This is a genomic window from Caballeronia grimmiae, from assembly GCF_000698555.1.
Taxonomy (GTDB): Bacteria; Pseudomonadota; Gammaproteobacteria; order Burkholderiales; family Burkholderiaceae; genus Caballeronia; species Caballeronia grimmiae.
In genome coordinates this window covers 43,497-60,930 of the sequence record NZ_JFHE01000008.1, presented here as the reverse complement: position 1 = coordinate 60,930, position 17,434 = coordinate 43,497, and the positions used below count along the sequence as shown (strand labels likewise).

Below are 17,434 nucleotides of genomic sequence, written 5' to 3'. Positions count from 1 at the left end.
GACTGAGCTCGCGAACGCTCAGCTAGAGAGCGCGCCGGTCCTTGCGCACATGATTGATTGCGTTGCTGGCGAATCAATTACTATTGGCAGAGAACGAGGGCTTGCTTTTGTTCTTAGCAAGAGTCGGTGCTTGGCAGCGAGGCGCTGTGTGCGCTGACTAAAGGCTCTGTTTCTGCGATGCCTTGCCATTGCGAACGGAGGCGGCCCCACGTTCACCGCAGCGCACGAGCCGGCGCAAGCGCACAGCCAGGGCGGCGGCAATGTCCGCCCGGCCGTTCGACACTACTCATCCAACATCAGCAAATCCACATCTTCTCAAAGCGCAGGCGTTTTCAAAGCAGAGCCAATGACTTCGTTAGCGACCACATCGACAGCCTCCTTGACGACGCCGACGATCTCATCGACTTCAGCGCGCGTCGTGACCAGCGGCGGCGCGAAGCCAAGGATATCGCCGTGCGGCATCGCGCGTGCGATCACACCGCGCTCGAGCGCCGCAGCGGATACCTTCGGACCGACCTTCAACGCTGCATCGAACGGCTTACGGCCTTGCTTGTCCGCCATGAATTCAAGCGCCGCCAGCATGCCCGCGCCACGCACTTCGCCGACGAGCGGATGCGAATCGAACGCTGCATGCAATTGCTGCTGGAGATAAGCGCCGACATCCGCGGCATTCTGCGCGAGATTCTCGCGCTCGAGGATATCGAGGTTCGCAAGCGCCGCGGCAGCGCAAATCGGATGGCCCGAATACGTCCAGCCATGACCCATCGGACCGAACTCTTGCGAGCCCTTGTCGATGACGTCCCACACTTTCTCGCCGACGATCACACCTGACAGCGGCGCATACGCGCTCGTCAGCCCTTTCGCCACCGTGATGAGGTCCGGCTTGATGCCGAAGTGCTGTGCGCCCATCTTCGAGCCGAGACGGCCAAAGCCGCACACGACTTCATCGGAGATCAACAGAATGTCGTGCTTGCGCAGCACTTGTTGAATCGCATCCCAGTAGCCTTGCGGCGGCGTGATGATGCCGCCCGTGCCCATCACCGGTTCCGCGATGAACGCAGCGATCGTATCCGCGCCTTCCTTCGCGATCAGTTTTTCCAGCTCGTCCACGCAATGCGCCGTGAATTGCGCCTCGCTCATGCCGGCCGGCGCTTTGCGATACCAATGCGGACAAACGGTGTGCTTCACGCGATCGACCGGCAAATCGAAATGCTGGTGAAAGCTCGGCAGGCCCGTCAAACTACCGGTCACGATGCCCGAGCCGTGATAGCCGCGCTCGCGCGAAATGATCTTCTTCTTGTTGGGACGGCCGAGTACGTTGTTGTAATACCAGACGATCTTGATCTGCGTTTCATTGGCATCCGATCCCGACATGCCGTAGTACACCTTCTTCATGCCTTCCGACGACCAGTCGATGATGCGCGCCGACAGTTCGATGATGGCCTCCGTCGAATGGCCCACGTACGTGTGGTAATAAGCGAGCTTCTTCGCCTGCTCATAGATGGCTTCCGCCACCTCGGTACGGCCATAACCGATGTTCACGCAATACAGGCCCGCGAATGCATCGATGTAACTCTTTCCCTGATGGTCTTCAATGCGAATGCCCTTCGCGCCGGTAATGATCTTGCCTTGCAGCGCGCCGCTTGCGTGATCGTGCGCGTGCGTCGACGGGTGCATGAAATGCGCGCGGTCGTCCGCAAACAGTTGATCGAGTGATTGGTGTTGTTGGCTCATGTGCTTCTCCTTGAATCTCGATACGAGTCTTTGATAAGAGTCTCTTCAGGCTGCGCTCGTAAGCGGCAGTCCCAGGTTGCCGAGGCAGAAGTATTTGGTTTCGACGAACGGCTCGAAGCCTTCTGCGCCTCCCTCGCGTCCAAGTCCTGACGCTTTCATGCCGCCGAAGGGAATCGGCGCGCCGGTGAACTTGACGCCGTTGACCGAGATCATCGCGAAGTCGAGCCGGCGCACCAACTGGAAGATCGTGTCGATGCGCGTCGCGCAGACGTACGCAGCGAGGCCATGCTCGGTGTCGTTCGCGCGGGTCACGACTTCATCGAGCGTGTCGAACGCACAAACAGCCGAAATCGGCGCGAAATTTTCTTCGTCGTAAATACGCATGCCCGGCTCCGCGTCGGCGACGACGGTCGGCTCATAGAACCATCCGCCGCGCTCGTGCGGCTTTCCGCCAGCGACGATGCGCGCGCCGCGCGATCTCGCATCGTCGATACGTGCAACAGTCGCATCGAAAGCGGCCTGATGCATGAGCGGCCCTACATCGACATTCGCTTCGAATGCGCTGCCGACCTTCAATGCCTTCACCGCTTCGCCGTAGCGTTCAACGAAGCGCTCATAGGCCGGACGTGCAACGAAAATGCGATTGGCCGCGCAGCAATCCTGTCCCGACGTTTGAAACTTCGCGCCAACCGCAATGCGTACGGCCTCTTCCACATCAGCGTCTTCCGTCACGATGAACGGCGCATTGCCGCCCAACTCGAGCGCGAGTTTCTTGATGCCTGCCTGGGCCGCAGTCCGCGCAACGAGGCCACCCACGCGCGTGGAACCGGTGAAGCTGACGGCACGCACGCGCATGTCGCTAACGAGCGTTTCCATCGCCATTTGAGGCTCGCCGATGACGACGTTGAACACGCCCGCGGGGAATCCTGCTTCTTCCGCAAGTTGCGCCAGCGCGATGGCGGAGAACGGCGTCTCGTGCGCGGGCTTGACAACGACTGTGCAGCCCGCCGCGATCGCCGCGGCGGCTTTGCGCGTGATCATCGCGACGGGGAAGTTCCAGGGCGTAATGAGCGCGGCCACGCCGACCGGCTCCATGACGGTGCCGAGATGCGCACGATCGATATGCGTCGGAATGGTGCGGCCCGAGAGCCGCTTCGCTTCGTTTGCGAACCATTCGACGAAGCTCCCTGCATAGGCGATCTCGCCTTTCGATTCGGCAAGCGGCTTGCCTTGTTCCAGCGACAGAATGTCGGCGAGATCCGCCTGATGCCGCATGATGAGTTCATGCCAGCGCAATAGCAGTGCGCTGCGCTTGTGTTGCGGCACCCAGCGCCAGGATTGGAATGCGCGATCCGCGGCATCGACGGCACTGACGATCTGCGGCCGGTCGAGCATCGGGACATGACCGATCACTTTCTGATCCGCCGGATTCGTGACCGCGATGGATGCGGCGCTGTCGCTATGAACCCAACGGCCATCGATATAGCAGTGTGATTTGAAGAGTACGGGATGTCCGAGCAACATGTGAGGTCTCCGTCTGGAAGATGCGTTCGATGCATCCACTTTAGGCGTCGGGCGCACTGATTGTTTTTCGTTTCGCGCCTGTTCCGTTGAGGTTTTTTCTGTTTTATCGCGATTGGCTTGCCGATATTTCAGAGCGCTTCTTCAGCCCAATACGGCGGACCCTCGGCGACTTTCTTCACCACCTTCGTGACGATATAAGTGAAGTAACGTTCGATGCCGAGTTCCTCGACCAGCAAGGAATCGATGAAACGCTGATAGTGATCGATGTCCCGGGACACGACATGCAGCACGTAATCGACACCGCCTCCCGTCGCATAGCACTGCACGACTTCGGACGCCGCGTTGACCCGTTCTTCGAAGCGACGCATGTCTTGCGCCGTATGACGCGACAGCGTCACTTCGACGACGATGCGGCTGCCCTTGAACGCAGTCGTCCAGTCGATCTCCGCCCGATAGCCTTCGACAAGGCCGCTCTCTTCGAGCTTTTTCACGCGCTCCCACGCGGGCGAGACGGAGAGGTTGACCTCTTCGGCCAGACGCGACTTCGTAATGCGGCCATCGCGCGCGAGGATGCGCAGGATGGCGAGATCGTATCGGTCGAGCTTCATTGCGCCACGGAGACCGGAATATTGCACTCGAGGATATCGGCGACGACCGCGACCGTATCGCCCATTTGCACGAGACCGGGGAAGTGACGCGCCGCAAGCAATCCGGCGCGCTTCGCCGTGTATTCGACGGGCGCCGCGCCCGAGCGCGTGATGTCATGGATGCGCGCCAGCACTTCGCCCGCTTGCACCATGTCGCCCAGATTGCAGCACATCTCGAGCAGGCCCGTGTGTTCGCTTGTCGTATAGCACGAGCCATCGGGCATATCGAGTAGCGTGCTCGTGCGCGCTTCGCCACTGCGAGCCGTCTGCTTGTCGACGATGCCCGCATGCGCGAGGAACCCGTAGACGCCGCGTTCTGCAATGGCAATGCTGCGCGCCGTCGACGAACCGCCGCCGCCCAGTTCAGTCGAGACGAAGACCTTGCCCGCATCTTCGGCGGCGCTGTCATAGAGACCGATGCTGTCGAGTTCGAGCATGCGCATCGAGTACGGCGCGCCGAATGCGCGCATCGCGGCTTCGCAACGCGCCTGCTGTGACGAGTCATTCAACACGTGAACCGCGGCAAACGGCAGAAAGTCCAGCGTGCGGCCCCCCGCGTGGATGTCGAGCACATAATCGGCGAGCGGCAGCAGGTGACGCTGAAAGTAATCGGCAATCTTCTGCGTCACGGTGCCATCGGGCTTGCCGGGAAAGCTGCGATTCAGATTGCCCGCGTCGATCGGTGATGTGCGCGTGCCTGCACGAAACGCGGGATAGTTCATGTACGGCACGATGATCACCCTGCCGCTCACCTCCTCTTCCTTCAACGTCGATGCCAGCTTGGCCAGCGCGATGGGCCCTTCATACTCGTCGCCATGATTGCCTCCCGTGAGCAGCGCGGTCGGTCCTTCGCCGCGCTTGATCACGGTGACCGGAATCATCACCGCGCCCCACGCGGAATCGTCGCGCGAATACGGCAATTTCAGAAAGCCGTGCTGAACGCCGTTCGCGTCGAAGTCGACGGTCGGGCTGATCGGTGACGCGCGCATCGAGCTACTCCTTCACGAACAGTTGGCGAGGCGTATTGCAGAACGTCTCCACGCCTGTGTCCGTGATCAGGATGCTCTCCGTGATTTCGAGACCCCAGTCGTCGAGCCAGAGGCCCGGCATGAAGTGAAACGTCATACCGGGTTCGAGGACGGTCTTGTCCCCTGGACGCAGGCTCATCGTGCGCTCGCCCCAATCCGGCGGATAACTCGCGCCGATCGGATAACCGCAGCGGCTGTCTTTTTCGATGCCCGACTTACGCAGCACCGCGAAAAATGCATTGGCAATATCTTCTGTCCTGTTGCCGGGTTTCGCTGCAGCAAGGCCCGCTTCGATGCCCTCAACGACGGCTCTTTCCCCATTGATGAAATGCTGCGGCGGCTTGCCGAGATAGACTGTTCGCGACTGGGGACAGTGATAGCGCTTGAAGCATCCCGCGATCTCGAAGAAAGTGCCCGCATTCGCCGTGAATCTGGAGTCGTCCCAGGTGAGATGCGGCGCTGCTGCATCGGAACCGGTCGGCAGCAAGGGCACGATAGCCGGATAGTCGCCGCCGTATCCTTCGATACCGGTGATGCCTGCCTCATAGATATGCGCGACAAGATCGCTTTTTCTCATGCCCGGCTCGACCTTGTCGAGAATGCGCGCATGCATCTTTTCGACAATCCGCGCCGCAATGCGCATGTATTCGATCTCGCGCGGCGACTTCACTGCTCGCTGCCAGTTCACGAGCGCGGTGGCATCGACGAAGCTCGCTTCGGGAAGATGCTGCACAAGCGACGCATACGCCTTCGCGCTGAAATAATAGTTGTCCATTTCCACGCCGATGCGCAGCGCGTTCCAGCCACGCGCGGCGATGACTTCGCTCGACAGATAGTCCATCGGATGACGCACCGTCGACTGCACGTAGTGATCAGGATAACCGATGATATTGTCATGCCCCATGAACACCGTGCGTTTCGCACCGTTCGCATCCTGCCCGCGTCCGTACCAGAGCGGTTCGCCGTCCATCGCGAGCAGCACGCACTGATGCACGTAAAAAGACCAGCCGTCGTAACCGGTGAGCCACGCCATGTTGGTCGGATCGGTCACGATCAGCAGATCGATGCCCGCCTTCTCCATCGCGCGCCGCGTCTTCGCGATGCGCGCATCGTATTCGCCGCGCTCGAACGGCAAGCGCACCATCGGCGTCTCGCCTTCCCGTTGTTGCTTGATCTCGGACATCGTCCTCTCTCTCAGAGCGTCACGTCGTTGTGGAAAATGGTTCCTGCCCGTGCGGCACGCGCACGCTGCAGCGCAAGTGTCGCAATGGCGGTGTCCTGTGCCCCTGTGCCGGTGAGATCGCACAGCGTGATTTGTCCGTCGCTCGTGCGGCCCGGCGCTTGGTTAGCAATGACCTGTCCAAGCTCCGCAAACGACGCATCCGCGTCGACCACGCCAGCCTCGATGGCGTGATGCAGTTCGCCAAGCACGCGCGTTTGCTGAAGGCGATCGCAAACATAGAGCGCTTTTGTGAAGACATCGGGCGCGATCTCGTTCTTGTGCTCGGCATCCGAGCCCATCGCCGTGATGTACAAACCGGGACGCAGATCGCGTGCATGAATCAACGGCTCGCGGCTCGGCGTGGTCGTAATGACGATATCGGCGTACCGGAGCGCATCGCCTACACTGTCGGCCACTTCGCACGGCAGCCCCGTGCATTCGCGTGCGTATTGCAGCGCACGCTCGCGTTCGCGCGCCCATACCGTCACATGCTCGATGTCTCGCACGAGGCGCAAGGCATCGAGTTGCAAGCGCGCCTGCTCGCCCGCGCCGATGATCGCGACGCGCTTCGCATCGCGACGTGCGAGCCATCGTGCGGCCACTGCGCCCGCCGCCGCGGTGCGTACCGCCGTGAGATAACCGTTGTCTAGCAACACCGCTTCGGTCAGTCCCGTATGCGCGGACAGCACGAGCATCAAACCGTTCAGACTCGGAAGGCCCAGCGAAGGATTTTGAAAAAAACCCGGACTCACCTTGATTGCGAAACTCGAAAAGCGCGGCAAATAAGCGGTTTTTACGTCGACTTCGCCTGCGTGTTCCGGGATGTCGAGACGCAGGACCGGGGGCATGGCAACGGCTTCGGTCGCCAGCGAGCGGAACGCGGCCTCGACTTGCTCGATCGCGTCGTGATCGAGCGGCACCAGTTCGCGTAGTTGCGCTTGCGAGAGCAGCACAGTGGATTGATCAATGGCGGCCATGGAATTCACGCGTCTCCGATCAAACGGCGATGGGTGTCGATATCAATGTTGCAGCCGCTGACGACGATCACGATCGGTCCTTGCGAACGAACCGCGCCATCGAGCACCGCGGCCATGCCGACCGCCGCCGCGCCTTCCACGACGAGCCGCTCCTCGCGATACGCATGGGTGATGCCGCGTGCAATCGATACCTCGTCGAGCAACACGACGCGGTCGATCAGTTCGCGCGTCATGTCGAAGGTATGCCGGTTATCGAGGCCGATACCGCCGCCAAGCGAATCGGCAAGGGTTTCGAGTTCATCGACATGGACGGCTCTACCTGCTTCGAGACTGGCATGCATGGCCGCGCCGCGTTCCATCGATACGCCGACCATTTCGGTGGCGCGCGCAATGCTTTTGGCCGCGAATGCAACGCCGCTGAACAAGCCGCCGCCCGATAAAGGCACGACGATGGTCGCGACATCGGGCAGCGCTTCGAGGATCTCGATGCCGATAGTGGCCTGGCCTGCAATCACGCGCGGGTCATCGAACGGCGGCACGAATGCATAGCCTTCTTCGCGTACGAGACGTTGCGCCTCCACCTGCGCATCGTCCTGACTCTTGCCCACGATGACGACGCGCGCACCCAGCGCGGCTACGGCATCGACCTTGTTCCTTGGCACGAGCGAGGACATGCACACGGCCGCTTCGATACCGAGGGCGCGCGCCGCATAAGCGACTGCACGGCCATGATTGCCGGTCGACGCCGTCACGACGCGTTTGCAGCCTTCATCGGCCAGTTGCGCCAGCGCATTGGTCGCGCCTCGCAATTTGAAGCTGCCGGTCGGTTGAACGGTCTCGAGCTTGAGATAGACCGCAACGCCCGCCACCTTGCTGAGCGCCACCGATTGCAGGAGCGGCGTGACGAGCGCGCGGCCCGCAATGCGCTGGCGAGCGCGATAGACATCGGCAAGCGAGAGTCTGGACATGTGGGACTGAGTTGCTATTCGTTGATCAATGCAACTCAGTCTAATGTCCTAAAAAATCGATTTTGAATGTCCTAGTTCAATTGAAGTCGTGCACGTGCGGATATTGTCCGAACACCTCGCGCATCGTTTCCACGGCCCTGCGGAACGTGCGCTCGCCGACCTCCGCGCCGACGCACAATCGCACTGCGTTGGGCCGCTCAGCGCCGCGCACGAGAAAGGGATCGGGCGATGTGACCGCGATGTTCCGATTGCGCAGCTCACGCGTCATGCGCTCTGCTTCCCATTCTTCTGGCACCCGCAGCCATGCGGACAACGCATTCGGATGACTGCCGAGCACGTATTCGCCGAGCAACTCGCGCACGACGGCCTGCCGCGCCGCAAGACGTTCGCGCTGGATCTGCACGAGACGTTGCGCCGTGCCATCCATGATCCAGCGCGCGGTGACTTCCGCCATCGGCGATGTCGCCATCCAGCAGCTCACGCGCAGCACGCTTTCCGCGCGCAAGGCGAGACGGCGCGGCACGGTCATGAAGCCCGTGCGCAGGCCGCTCAGCACCGACTTGGTCATGCTCGTGCAATAGAACGCGAGGTCGGGAATATGGCTGGAGATCGGCGTTTGCGTTTTCGCGGGCAATGCTCCATACACATCGTCCTCGATGACATACACGCCATATCGCTCGGCGATTCGCGCGATGGCGCGGCGGCGCGAGTCGGGCATCAGGGCGACGGTAGGATTGTTCAGCGTCGGCGTGCAAACGAGTGCGCTGACGCGCTCGCTGTCGCAGACTTCCTCGAAATGTTCGGGACGTATGCCGTATTCATCGATTTCCAGACCCTTGAGCGTGAAGCCGAGCACGTTAGCCGAACCAATCACGCCGTGATCGGTGAGGCTTTCGCATAACACCGTATCGCCCGGACCGACAGTCGATGCCAGCGCCAGAAAAATGCCGTGCGCGGCGCCGTTGGTCACGAGCAAGGTGTCGGCGCTTGCGGGCATGTTGAGCGTCGCGAGCCATTCGACGCCCGCCTGACGGTGGTTCTCGAAGCCGGCGATGGGCCTGAACGCGCGAATCCAGGGTTGATCCTCGATGGTCGACAACGTCGCGCAGACCTTACGCCACATCGCATCGTGCTCCGGCGTATGAACGATGCGCGCGATCGAAAAATCCACGACGGAGCGCTCCGCCGTATCGAGCATGTAATTGGACATCGTCTCCGTCACGCGTGCCGTGACGAAGCTGCCGCGTCCGACTTCGCACCGGATGAGGCCCTGCCTCTCCAGTTCCTTATAGGCATTGGTGACCGTCTGCACGCTGATTTGCAGGTCCGCCGCCACGTCGCGCTGCGGCGGCAGGCGCGCGCCCGATGCAAGCGCGCCGCTCTCGATGTCCGCAGCCATCGCCTTGACGAGCCGCTTGTATTTCGATTGCACGCCCTGCCCCGTGCGCACCGCGTCGCGCCATCGTTCGTTCACCTTGTCGCTCTCCTGATGCTCATGTTCGCTTCGCCCATGCCCAATAGTGGCGCAAAAGCGCGTTCGAAAATAATTGTCCTAGAGCAATCGCAACACAAATATGGCTTTGTATTCTGCATCGTGGCTGCGTTGAAAGGCCGCTCAACGGCTTCAGCCATAAGGGTTTCTCCGGTGTCGCGGCGTCATGCGGCCTGATTCTCCGAGCAAAGACCAACCATACGAACGGGAACGATATGAAGACGAAGCGACTGTCTGGAATGCTGGTAGCGGCTTGCGTCGCGACGGCGAGTTTCACGGGCTATGCTGCAAGCGCAAGCGCCGAGACGACGCTGCAGCGCATTCAGCGCACGGGCGAGGTGCGCATCGGCTATGCAAACGAAACGCCGTTTGCCTATACGACGGCCGACGGCACCGTGACGGGCGAATCGCCTGAAATCGCCAAGAAGGTCTTTGCGAAGCTCGGTGTCAAGAAAGTGGATGCGGTGCTGACAGAATGGGGCGCCTTGATTCCGGGCCTCAAGGCGGGCCGTTTCGATGTCATCGCGGCCGGCATGTACATCACCCCGGAACGCTGCAAGCAGGTTGCCTTTGCCGATCCGCAGTACCAGATCCCCGACACGCTTCTGACCATGAAGGGCAACCCGAAGAATCTTCACAGCTATGCCGATGTCGCCAAACAACCGGACACCAAGCTCGCGGTGATGGCGGGAACGGCGGAACTCGGCTACGCGCGCGAGGCGGGCATCAAGGACGATCAGATTCTTCAGGTACCCGACACGACCGCGCAATTGCAGGCCGTGCGTGCACGCCGTGCGGATGCCGCCGTCGGAACCGCGCTGACGATGAAGGGTCTCGCCTCGAAGGGCGGCCCCCAGGTGGAAGCCATCAGCCAGTTCAATGACGATCCCAAACATACGGGCTATGGCGCGCTGGCCTTTCGCCCCGAAGACACCGACTTGCGCGATGCCGTCAACAAGGAACTGCATGCATGGCTCGGCACCGACGATCACTTGAAGACGGTCGGTCCGTTCGGCTTCGACAAGTCCAACGTGACCACCAAGAAAGCGCCTGAGCTCTGCGGCGGATAAACGTTTCAGTCGAGGCGCGCGCTGCATGCACCCATTAACGAGGACCCGTCATGAGTGACCTCAATGAGCTTCTACCCTTGATGATGAAGGGCACGCTCGTCACGATCCAGATCGCGATCTTCAGTATTCTTCTGGCGATCATCATGGCGTGCGTTGCAACCGTGGTGCGCACGGCGCCGTATCGAATCCTGAGATGGGCCGGCAACGCGTACGTCGAGATTTTTCGCGGCACATCGCTCCTGGTGCAGTTGTTCTGGCTATTCTTCGTGCTGCCCTTGCCGCCGTTCAATCTCCAACTGACGCCGTTCACGGTCGCGATCGTCGGTCTTGGCCTGCATTACGGCGCGTACGGTTCGGAGATTCTGCGCGGGGCGTTGCGTTCGGTGCCGGGCGGCCAGTATGAAGCGGCGCTCGCGCTGAACATGCCGGCGTCGGCAAGGCTGCGCCGGATCGTGCTGCCTCAGGCGATGATCTATGCATTGCCGCCCGCGACGAACCTGATGATCGAATTGCTAAAAGGGACGTCGCTCGTGTCGCTCATCACGCTGTCGGACCTCACCTTCCGCGCGCGCCAGCTCGACGAAGCGACCTTCAAGACCGCCGAAATCTTTGCGCTCACGCTGCTCATCTACTTCGTCCTGGCGCAGATCATCGCGACCGTGATGCGCTATTTCGAGCGGCGCGTCAGCAGCCATGTCGCCGTGCGTCGTGCCGTTCCGAGGGCTGCATCATGAGCACACTTAGCCAATTGTTCGATGTGAAGTATGCGCTGCATATCCTCCCCCAACTCGCACGCGCGGCGACCTACACCATCGGCATTACGCTGATCGGCTTCGCGATAGCGCTGGTTCTCGGGCTCGTGCTCGCCATTCTGCGGCGCAGTGACATCGCGCCTGTTGCGAAGATCACGGCCTTTTTCATCGAGTTCATACGCAGCACGCCGTTGCTGATTCAGGTGTATGTGCTGTTCTATGTCGCTCCACTTTATGGGCTGACGATGTCCGCTCTGACAGCAGGAACCATCGGCATTGCGGTTCACTACGCTTGTTATGTGTCGGAGGTGTATCGCGCGGGGCTCAACGGCGTGGCGCGTGGGCAGTGGGAAGCGTCGTGTGCGCTGTCGCTCTCGCCGTGGCGCACGTATAGCGGCGTCATTCTTCCGCAGGCGATACGTCCTGTGATTCCCGCGCTTGGCAACTATCTCGTCGCGATGTTCAAGGACACCCCTGTGCTGTCCGCAATCACCGTCGTCGAGTTGATGCAGCAAGCCAAGAATATTGGTTCGGAGACCTTCCGGTATCTGGAGCCGATCACCATGACCGGCATCTTCTTTCTCATCATCAGCGTGACCTTCGCCTCGGGCGTGCGTCACCTGGAACGACGCGTGCGCTTGCCATGATGCAGGACATCACGCGTGGTGAACACTCGAACCCGGCGGACGGCGCACGGAAATGGATCTTCAGGAGCAGCAGATGAAACGAGACCTCGACCCTGCACTGGGCGCGGCGGCCGCCGCCAATGCCGACACACCGATCGTGCGCTTTCGCAACGTGACGAAACGCTATGGCCCGCTGACCGTGCTCGATGGCCTCGACCTCGACGTCGCACGCAATGAGAAAGTGGCGATCATCGGGCCGAGCGGTTCGGGTAAATCGACGCTGCTGCGCGTGCTGATGACGCTCGACCCGCTGACCCATGGCGTCATCGAAGTGGATGGAGAACCGCTGACGCATGAGATACGTAATGGCAAGCTGATACCGGCGTCACCGCGGCATGTTCGCAAGGTGCGCAGCAAGATCGGCATGGTGTTTCAAAGCTTCAATCTCTTTCCGCATATGACGGCCTTGCAGAACACGATAGAAGCGCCGATCAGCGTGCTGGGTCTGTCGAAGAAGGAAGCCGCCGAACGGGCGCGCGAGCTGTTGTCGATGGTCGGTCTCGACGAGAAGTGCAATCACTATCCGTCGCAGCTATCGGGGGGACAGCAGCAGCGCGTCGCCATTGCACGTGCGCTTGCAATGCGTCCCAAGGTCATGCTCTTCGACGAAGTCACGTCTGCGCTCGATCCTGAGCTGTGTGGTGAAGTGCTCAATGTAATTCGCCGTCTCGGCGCGGAGCACGATCTGACGATGCTGATGGTCACGCATCAGATGGGGTTTGCCAAGGATTTTGCCGATCGCGTGTGCTTCTTTTCGCAAGGGAAAATTATTGAGCAAGCGCCGCCGCAGCAGTTCTTCTCTTCACCGCAGCATGAGCGGACACAACAGTTTTTGCGTGCGGTGACGGAGGCTTTGTAGACGCCGATCGTCGCGCATCGGCGTAATCGGCTTCACATACCGTATGTGAACGACTTCGAGCACGGCCTGGAACGAGCGACTAGTCGTTGCGCGAGAAGGATTGCTTTGCGCCGACGACGAAACCTCTCGCGACTGTCAACGTACAAGCGGATCATCGGCGACTATGCTTACAGCATCAACAGCAAGGAGCCGCCATGCAAGCGTCCGTCGTCCGCAGGTCCGTCGATCTCAGTGCCTATCCGAATCTCGTCGTCGTCTTATTGGGCTTCCGCGTGCGCCGGCTGCGAGGAATTGCGGCGATATCAGGCATCGGCAAAGGGCTGCGGCAGATCGAATCGAATCCGCCCGATGGCTTGCTCTCGAGTCAGCAAGTGTTCTTCGCGCTCAACCATATCGGTATTCGTCAGTACTGGCGCGATCTCGAGAGTCTCGAAGCATTCACTCGCAGCGAGCCCCATTCCCGCTGGTGGCGTGACTTCCTGCGCGATAGCCGCGGCGCAGGCTTCTGGCATGAAACGTATAGCCGGCAAGGAATGGAGGCGGTCTATATCGACATGCCCGAGCCCGCGGGCTTCGACCGCTTCGCGCCCGAACGCCAGCCGACCGGCCCTTTCATGAGCGCGCGGCAGCGGATGGGAGCGGACTAGGCATTCTGGAAACTTGGATCGCTCGCATTAAAGCACTGCGTTTTCCGAATGTGGTGCTTGTCGCCCGAAAGAGGTCGTCTCAGGTGGGATGCGAATGCGCTGGAGGTCGCTGACGGAACGCGTCGACTTCGCGCGCATGCGCCATAACCGACGTGAGCAATAGCATGATCTGGCGATGTTCGCGAAGCCTGCTCGCAGCGCACTCAATCGTTAATCGTCGACTCTTACCGGGCTCGGATGGTACATGTGACCAAGCATTCGGTCGCGTATCCCCTCAGTTATCACAGGGTCTTCGAGCGGGCCAGAAGAATTAATTAGTGGTGGATAACAGAGGGCTCAACCCCTCGGGCTTCGCGTCAGACGTGCGCTAAACCTTTGATCACGCAGACTTCGCGTGAACAAAGGTTGCCTGAGTGCCAGCGCTGGTTCAGCGCTCCCACTCGTCAAATAGCCGAACCGCTAACGAAACCCTCTTGCGTTTCGACACGGCGTTTCCTATCATCCTTAAAAGCGAATGATTCGCATTCACGCATAAGAGATACCGATTCGTGTCGACGACCAATGTGTCTCGACGCGCGCCCTTTTTCACCTTCGTCATCCATGAGGTAGCTGAACATGGCAACGTGCGGTCCAGATAAAACTCACTTCATGTCCGATCCGAGCGTACGAGCAAGCCGCCATGCGTCGCGCTCGCCTGTGCTCGACTTCGTCGCCATAGGCCTCGGGCCGTTCAATCTCAGTCTCGCCTGTCTCGCCGATCCGATACGCGATCTGCGCGGCGTATTCCTAGAACGCAACGAGGATTTCGACTGGCATCCCGGCATGCTGATCGACGACACCACGCTGCAGAACCCGTTTCTGGCCGATCTCGTGAGCCTTGCCGATCCCAAGAGCAAGTTCAGCTTTCTCAATTACTGCAAGCAAGAAGGCAAGCTATATGCGTATTACATTCGCGAGCGCTTCTACCTGAGCCGCGCTGAATACAACCGCTACTGCAAATGGGCGATACGCCAGCTAAAGAGCATTGCGTTCGGCTCGGACGTGCAGCGAATCGATTACGACGAGAACGACAGCCACTATGTAGTCACCGGCAAACATGTACGCAGCGGGGAACCCTTCGTTTATCGCGCGAAGCGGATCGTCATCGGCGTGGGGTCGGTACCGCAGTTGCCGGCCTGTTGCGAGCCCGTGCGGGATCGTTGTGTCCACAGCGCTCAGTACACCTCACAGAAGCCTCAAGTTCAGAAGAAGCGTTCCATCGCCGTGATCGGGAGTGGACAAAGCGCCGCCGAAATATTTTATGACCTGTTGAAAGAGAGCGACGAGCACGGCTATTCGCTAACGTGGATCACCCGCTCGCCCCGCTTCTTCCAGATGGAAAACACCAAGCTCACGCTTGAAATGATCTCGCCGGACTATATCGACTACTTCTTCAACCTGTCGGACAGCGTGCGCGAAAGCATCATCGCGAAGCAGGACAGTCTTTACAAGGGCGTCAACGCATCGCTCATCAATCAGATTTACGACCGTCTCGACGACCGTCGCAGCCGCGGCCACACGAACGCCCGGCTCATCACCAATTCCGAGCTTACTGGTTGTCACTACGACGAAAACGATTGCTATCACCTGCGCTTCGTTCAGCGCGATGAAGGCGTCCAGTACACGCACGTCACCGATGGCGCGGTGTTCGCTACCGGCTATACGCAGAACGTGCCGCGCTTCATCGACGGCATTCGCAGCCGCATTCGCTGGGATGAAAAAGGACGCTATCGGCTCTCGCGCAACTATGCGATCGACCTGAACGAGCGCGAAATATTCGTGCAAAACGCAGGCCTCTACAGCCACGGTCTGACGAACCCGGACCTTGGCATGAGCTGCTATCGCAACTCGTGCATCTTGCGCGAAATTACCGGCGTCGAGCACTACAAGATCGAGCGACGCATCGCATTGCAGGACTTCTCCGTGCCGGACACCGACGCGTTCGTGAAGTCGCCGCTGGAGGCGCAATGAATCTGCGCAATACCATCATCGCGATGACGACGTTCGCCGTCGTAAGCGATGCGATCCTCATTCCGTTCTATCCGCAGTTCTTCGCCGCCCGATATGGCGTGACGAGTCCCTTGCACGCGGGCGCTTACGTGGCGTTCATCTCCATCGTCGTCATGTTGACGCTGCCGCTATGGGCACGCATTGCGAAGCGGCTGGACGCCATGCATCTGCTGGTCTACACGCAATGCGCGGCGGGCGTACTCTCGCTGGCAAGCTATCTTGCTCCGACGGTCGCGCACTTCTGGGTCCTCTCGCTCGCCATGTTCATGTGCAAGAGCAGCTACCTGCTGATGTATCCCTACATGATGCGGCTCGAAGCAAAAGAGTCACATGCGCATACCATCGGCGTGCTGTCCGCCGTCGTGCATTTCGGCGCAATTGCAGGCGCCGCGGCTGGCGGCTTCGTCATGCAGGTGTGGAGCGCGCATGCGTGCATCTTCGCGATGGCCGCTGGCGATTTCGTTCAGATGGCTATCTGCATGAGCCTCATCCGCTCGCATCGCATCGCGCGACGCTGCCGCTTCGCCGACGAAGCGCGGGACGCATCCGTGCGCCCGAGTCTGCGCAAGCGACTGCCGATCCTGCGCCTTGCGTTGCTCATGCTCGTATTCGACTTCTGCGTGTATCTGGTCCGCCCGTTCATGTCCTCGTATTGGCAGTCGGTCACCGGCGGACAGGGCGAACTCGTTCCCGGTCTCGTGTTCGCGATTCCAGGCATGGTTGCGCTGGTGGCCCTGCGCCTCAACAAGCGCATCGCGCAACGCGGCAAGCGGCTGCCGGATCACCTGATTGCAAATCTGCTGATCTGCGCGACCGGCATGCTGTTGCAAGGCATCGAGGCGCCGCTATGGATCATCGTGGGCCGCGTGATGTTCGGCTGGGCGCTGTTCCAGATCGTCGTCAAGCTCGACGTCACCATGTTCTCGTTGAGCACGCCCGCGTCTTATGCGTCGGACTATAGCGTCGTCAACTTCTTCCAGAACGTCGGCGTGCTGCTCGCGTCCTTCGCAGCGGGCGCGATCGTCGACGAGACAGGTCTGCGCGCGCCGTTCTTCGTTGCAGCGGCGGGCCTTGCGGCGACCACGCTCATCAGCGTGTACCTACTCGGCCGCCCGCGTACGGATGCGCCCGCATCCATTCATACCGACCAGCTTTCCGACACAGGAGTCCGCGCCCGTGCGAACTGATATTGCCGCTCACGAAATCGCCCTGCTCGATGCAACGTGCGAGATACCCGACGCTCATATCGATGGCTTCGACATCCGCCCGCTCGACGCGCAACACGACGCCCCGACGCTGCATCGGTGGTTCATCGAGGATCGTGCCGCGTTCTGGAACATGCGCGACTGGAGCGTCGCGCAAGTGGCGGCGTTCTATCAGGATATCGTCGATTCGAATCATGCCGATGCCTGGCTCGCGCATCGGCATGGCAAGGCCGCGTTTCTCATCGAAACGTATGACCCGGCGCACGAAGAGGTCGGCGAGCATTACATCCCCGAGCGGGGCGACCTCGGCATGCATCTGTTCGTCGGCCCGGCAGCGACGCCGATTCCGGGCTATACGCGTCGTGTATTCCGCGCCGTGATGAGGTTCCTGTTCAGCCACCTTCACGCGCAGCGCATCGTCGTCGAACCGGATGCCGGGAATACTCGCATCCATGCGCTCAATCGTTCCGCCGGATTCGTCTACTGGAAAAACGTGGCGTTCCGCGACAAGACCGCATCGCTCGCATTCTGCACCCGCGACGATTTCTATCGCGTTATCAATACGGATCACTAA

The 17,434-nt window shown here is 60.5% G+C and carries 16 protein-coding genes; 8 read left to right on the top strand and 8 right to left on the bottom strand.

Annotation, left to right across the window (positions count from 1 at the left end):
• Positions 1-315 precede the first annotated feature (315 nt).
• From BG57_RS11475 to ehuR, 8 genes are all read right to left on the bottom strand, one after another.
• On the bottom strand, positions 316-1,734 hold the full coding sequence (locus tag BG57_RS11475) for an aspartate aminotransferase family protein (RefSeq protein WP_035963145.1): 1,419 nt from the start codon (positions 1,732-1,734) through the stop codon (positions 316-318).
• 45 nt (positions 1,735-1,779) lie between these two features.
• Positions 1,780-3,258 carry an NAD-dependent succinate-semialdehyde dehydrogenase gene (locus tag BG57_RS11470; RefSeq protein ID WP_035963143.1) on the bottom strand — a complete coding sequence of 493 codons (1,479 nt, stop codon included), beginning with the start codon at positions 3,256-3,258 and terminating at the stop codon, positions 1,780-1,782.
• Positions 3,259-3,386: 128 nt separating this feature from the next.
• Positions 3,387-3,866 carry an Lrp/AsnC family transcriptional regulator gene (locus BG57_RS11465; protein WP_035963142.1) on the bottom strand — a complete coding sequence of 160 codons (480 nt, stop codon included), beginning with the start codon at positions 3,864-3,866 and terminating at the stop codon, positions 3,387-3,389.
• Entirely contained in the window at positions 3,863-4,894 is a 1,032-nt protein-coding gene (doeB, locus tag BG57_RS11460; protein WP_035963140.1) for a N(2)-acetyl-L-2,4-diaminobutanoate deacetylase DoeB, read from the bottom strand. The genes BG57_RS11465 and doeB overlap by 4 nt, the downstream gene beginning before the upstream one ends.
• 4 nt (positions 4,895-4,898) lie before the next feature.
• Positions 4,899-6,116: an ectoine hydrolase DoeA gene (gene doeA, locus BG57_RS11455; RefSeq protein WP_035963138.1), complete on the bottom strand. Its 1,218-nt coding sequence runs from the start codon at positions 6,114-6,116 to the stop codon at positions 4,899-4,901.
• An 11-nt stretch (positions 6,117-6,127) separates the two neighbouring features.
• A complete protein-coding gene (locus tag BG57_RS11450) occupies positions 6,128-7,132 on the bottom strand; it encodes a cyclodeaminase (protein WP_035963136.1) in 1,005 nt (334 codons plus the stop codon).
• 5 nt (positions 7,133-7,137) lie between these two features.
• Positions 7,138-8,100 (bottom strand): hydroxyectoine utilization dehydratase EutB, encoded by a 963-nt coding sequence (eutB, locus tag BG57_RS11445; RefSeq protein ID WP_035963133.1) that lies wholly within the window; start codon positions 8,098-8,100, stop codon positions 7,138-7,140.
• A gap of 76 nt (positions 8,101-8,176) precedes the next feature.
• On the bottom strand, positions 8,177-9,574 hold the full coding sequence (ehuR, locus tag BG57_RS11440; protein ID WP_035963131.1) for a MocR-like ectoine utilization transcription factor EhuR: 1,398 nt from the start codon (positions 9,572-9,574) through the stop codon (positions 8,177-8,179).
• Positions 9,575-9,807: 233 nt separating this feature from the next.
• On the opposite strand from ehuR, the gene ehuB reads away from it, so the two are divergent.
• From ehuB to BG57_RS11400, 8 genes are all read left to right on the top strand, one after another.
• Positions 9,808-10,662, top strand: coding sequence for an ectoine/hydroxyectoine ABC transporter substrate-binding protein EhuB (gene ehuB / locus BG57_RS11435; RefSeq protein WP_035963130.1), 855 nt, complete (start codon positions 9,808-9,810; stop codon positions 10,660-10,662).
• Between the two features lie 50 nt (positions 10,663-10,712).
• The gene (ehuC, locus tag BG57_RS11430; RefSeq protein WP_174447210.1) at positions 10,713-11,396 is read left to right on the top strand and encodes an ectoine/hydroxyectoine ABC transporter permease subunit EhuC; all 684 of its coding nucleotides are present in this window, start codon (positions 10,713-10,715) and stop codon (positions 11,394-11,396) included.
• Positions 11,393-12,061 carry an ectoine/hydroxyectoine ABC transporter permease subunit EhuD gene (gene ehuD, locus BG57_RS11425; protein WP_035963126.1) on the top strand — a complete coding sequence of 223 codons (669 nt, stop codon included), beginning with the start codon at positions 11,393-11,395 and terminating at the stop codon, positions 12,059-12,061. Before ehuC ends, ehuD begins: the two co-directional genes overlap by 4 nt.
• A 73-nt stretch (positions 12,062-12,134) precedes the next feature.
• Positions 12,135-12,959: an ectoine/hydroxyectoine ABC transporter ATP-binding protein EhuA gene (gene ehuA / locus BG57_RS11420; RefSeq protein ID WP_035963296.1), complete on the top strand. Its 825-nt coding sequence runs from the start codon at positions 12,135-12,137 to the stop codon at positions 12,957-12,959.
• A gap of 194 nt (positions 12,960-13,153) precedes the next feature.
• The gene (locus BG57_RS11415; RefSeq protein WP_035963123.1) at positions 13,154-13,606 is read left to right on the top strand and encodes a monooxygenase family protein; all 453 of its coding nucleotides are present in this window, start codon (positions 13,154-13,156) and stop codon (positions 13,604-13,606) included.
• A 648-nt stretch (positions 13,607-14,254) separates the two neighbouring features.
• Complete coding sequence (locus tag BG57_RS11410) at positions 14,255-15,616, top strand: lysine N(6)-hydroxylase/L-ornithine N(5)-oxygenase family protein (RefSeq protein ID WP_052005736.1); 1,362 nt, start codon at positions 14,255-14,257, stop codon at positions 15,614-15,616.
• Positions 15,613-16,842 carry an MFS transporter gene (locus tag BG57_RS11405; protein ID WP_035963122.1) on the top strand — a complete coding sequence of 410 codons (1,230 nt, stop codon included), beginning with the start codon at positions 15,613-15,615 and terminating at the stop codon, positions 16,840-16,842. Before BG57_RS11410 ends, BG57_RS11405 begins: the two co-directional genes overlap by 4 nt.
• Complete coding sequence (locus BG57_RS11400; RefSeq protein WP_229753930.1) at positions 16,832-17,434, top strand: GNAT family N-acetyltransferase; 603 nt, start codon at positions 16,832-16,834, stop codon at positions 17,432-17,434. The genes BG57_RS11405 and BG57_RS11400 overlap by 11 nt, the downstream gene beginning before the upstream one ends.

Bases quoted from the DNA above. Each gene is read 5' to 3' on its own strand.
- BG57_RS11405 (WP_035963122.1), top strand. From the start codon at position 15,613: ATGAATCTGCGCAATACCATCATCGCGATGACGACGTTCGCCGTCGTA.
- BG57_RS11410 (WP_052005736.1), top strand. From the start codon at position 14,255: ATGTCCGATCCGAGCGTACGAGCAAGCCGCCATGCGTCGCGCTCGCCT.
- BG57_RS11465 (WP_035963142.1), bottom strand. From the start codon at position 3,866: ATGAAGCTCGACCGATACGATCTCGCCATCCTGCGCATCCTCGCGCGC.
- eutB (WP_035963133.1), bottom strand. From the start codon at position 8,100: ATGTCCAGACTCTCGCTTGCCGATGTCTATCGCGCTCGCCAGCGCATT.
- BG57_RS11450 (WP_035963136.1), bottom strand. From the start codon at position 7,132: ATGGCCGCCATTGATCAATCCACTGTGCTGCTCTCGCAAGCGCAACTA.
- BG57_RS11415 (WP_035963123.1), top strand. From the start codon at position 13,154: ATGCAAGCGTCCGTCGTCCGCAGGTCCGTCGATCTCAGTGCCTATCCG.
- BG57_RS11470 (WP_035963143.1), bottom strand. From the start codon at position 3,258: ATGTTGCTCGGACATCCCGTACTCTTCAAATCACACTGCTATATCGAT.
- doeA (WP_035963138.1), bottom strand. From the start codon at position 6,116: ATGTCCGAGATCAAGCAACAACGGGAAGGCGAGACGCCGATGGTGCGC.
- ehuB (WP_035963130.1), top strand. From the start codon at position 9,808: ATGAAGACGAAGCGACTGTCTGGAATGCTGGTAGCGGCTTGCGTCGCG.
- ehuD (WP_035963126.1), top strand. From the start codon at position 11,393: ATGAGCACACTTAGCCAATTGTTCGATGTGAAGTATGCGCTGCATATC.
- doeB (WP_035963140.1), bottom strand. From the start codon at position 4,894: ATGCGCGCGTCACCGATCAGCCCGACCGTCGACTTCGACGCGAACGGC.
- ehuC (WP_174447210.1), top strand. From the start codon at position 10,713: ATGAGTGACCTCAATGAGCTTCTACCCTTGATGATGAAGGGCACGCTC.
- BG57_RS11475 (WP_035963145.1), bottom strand. From the start codon at position 1,734: ATGAGCCAACAACACCAATCACTCGATCAACTGTTTGCGGACGACCGC.
- ehuA (WP_035963296.1), top strand. From the start codon at position 12,135: ATGAAACGAGACCTCGACCCTGCACTGGGCGCGGCGGCCGCCGCCAAT.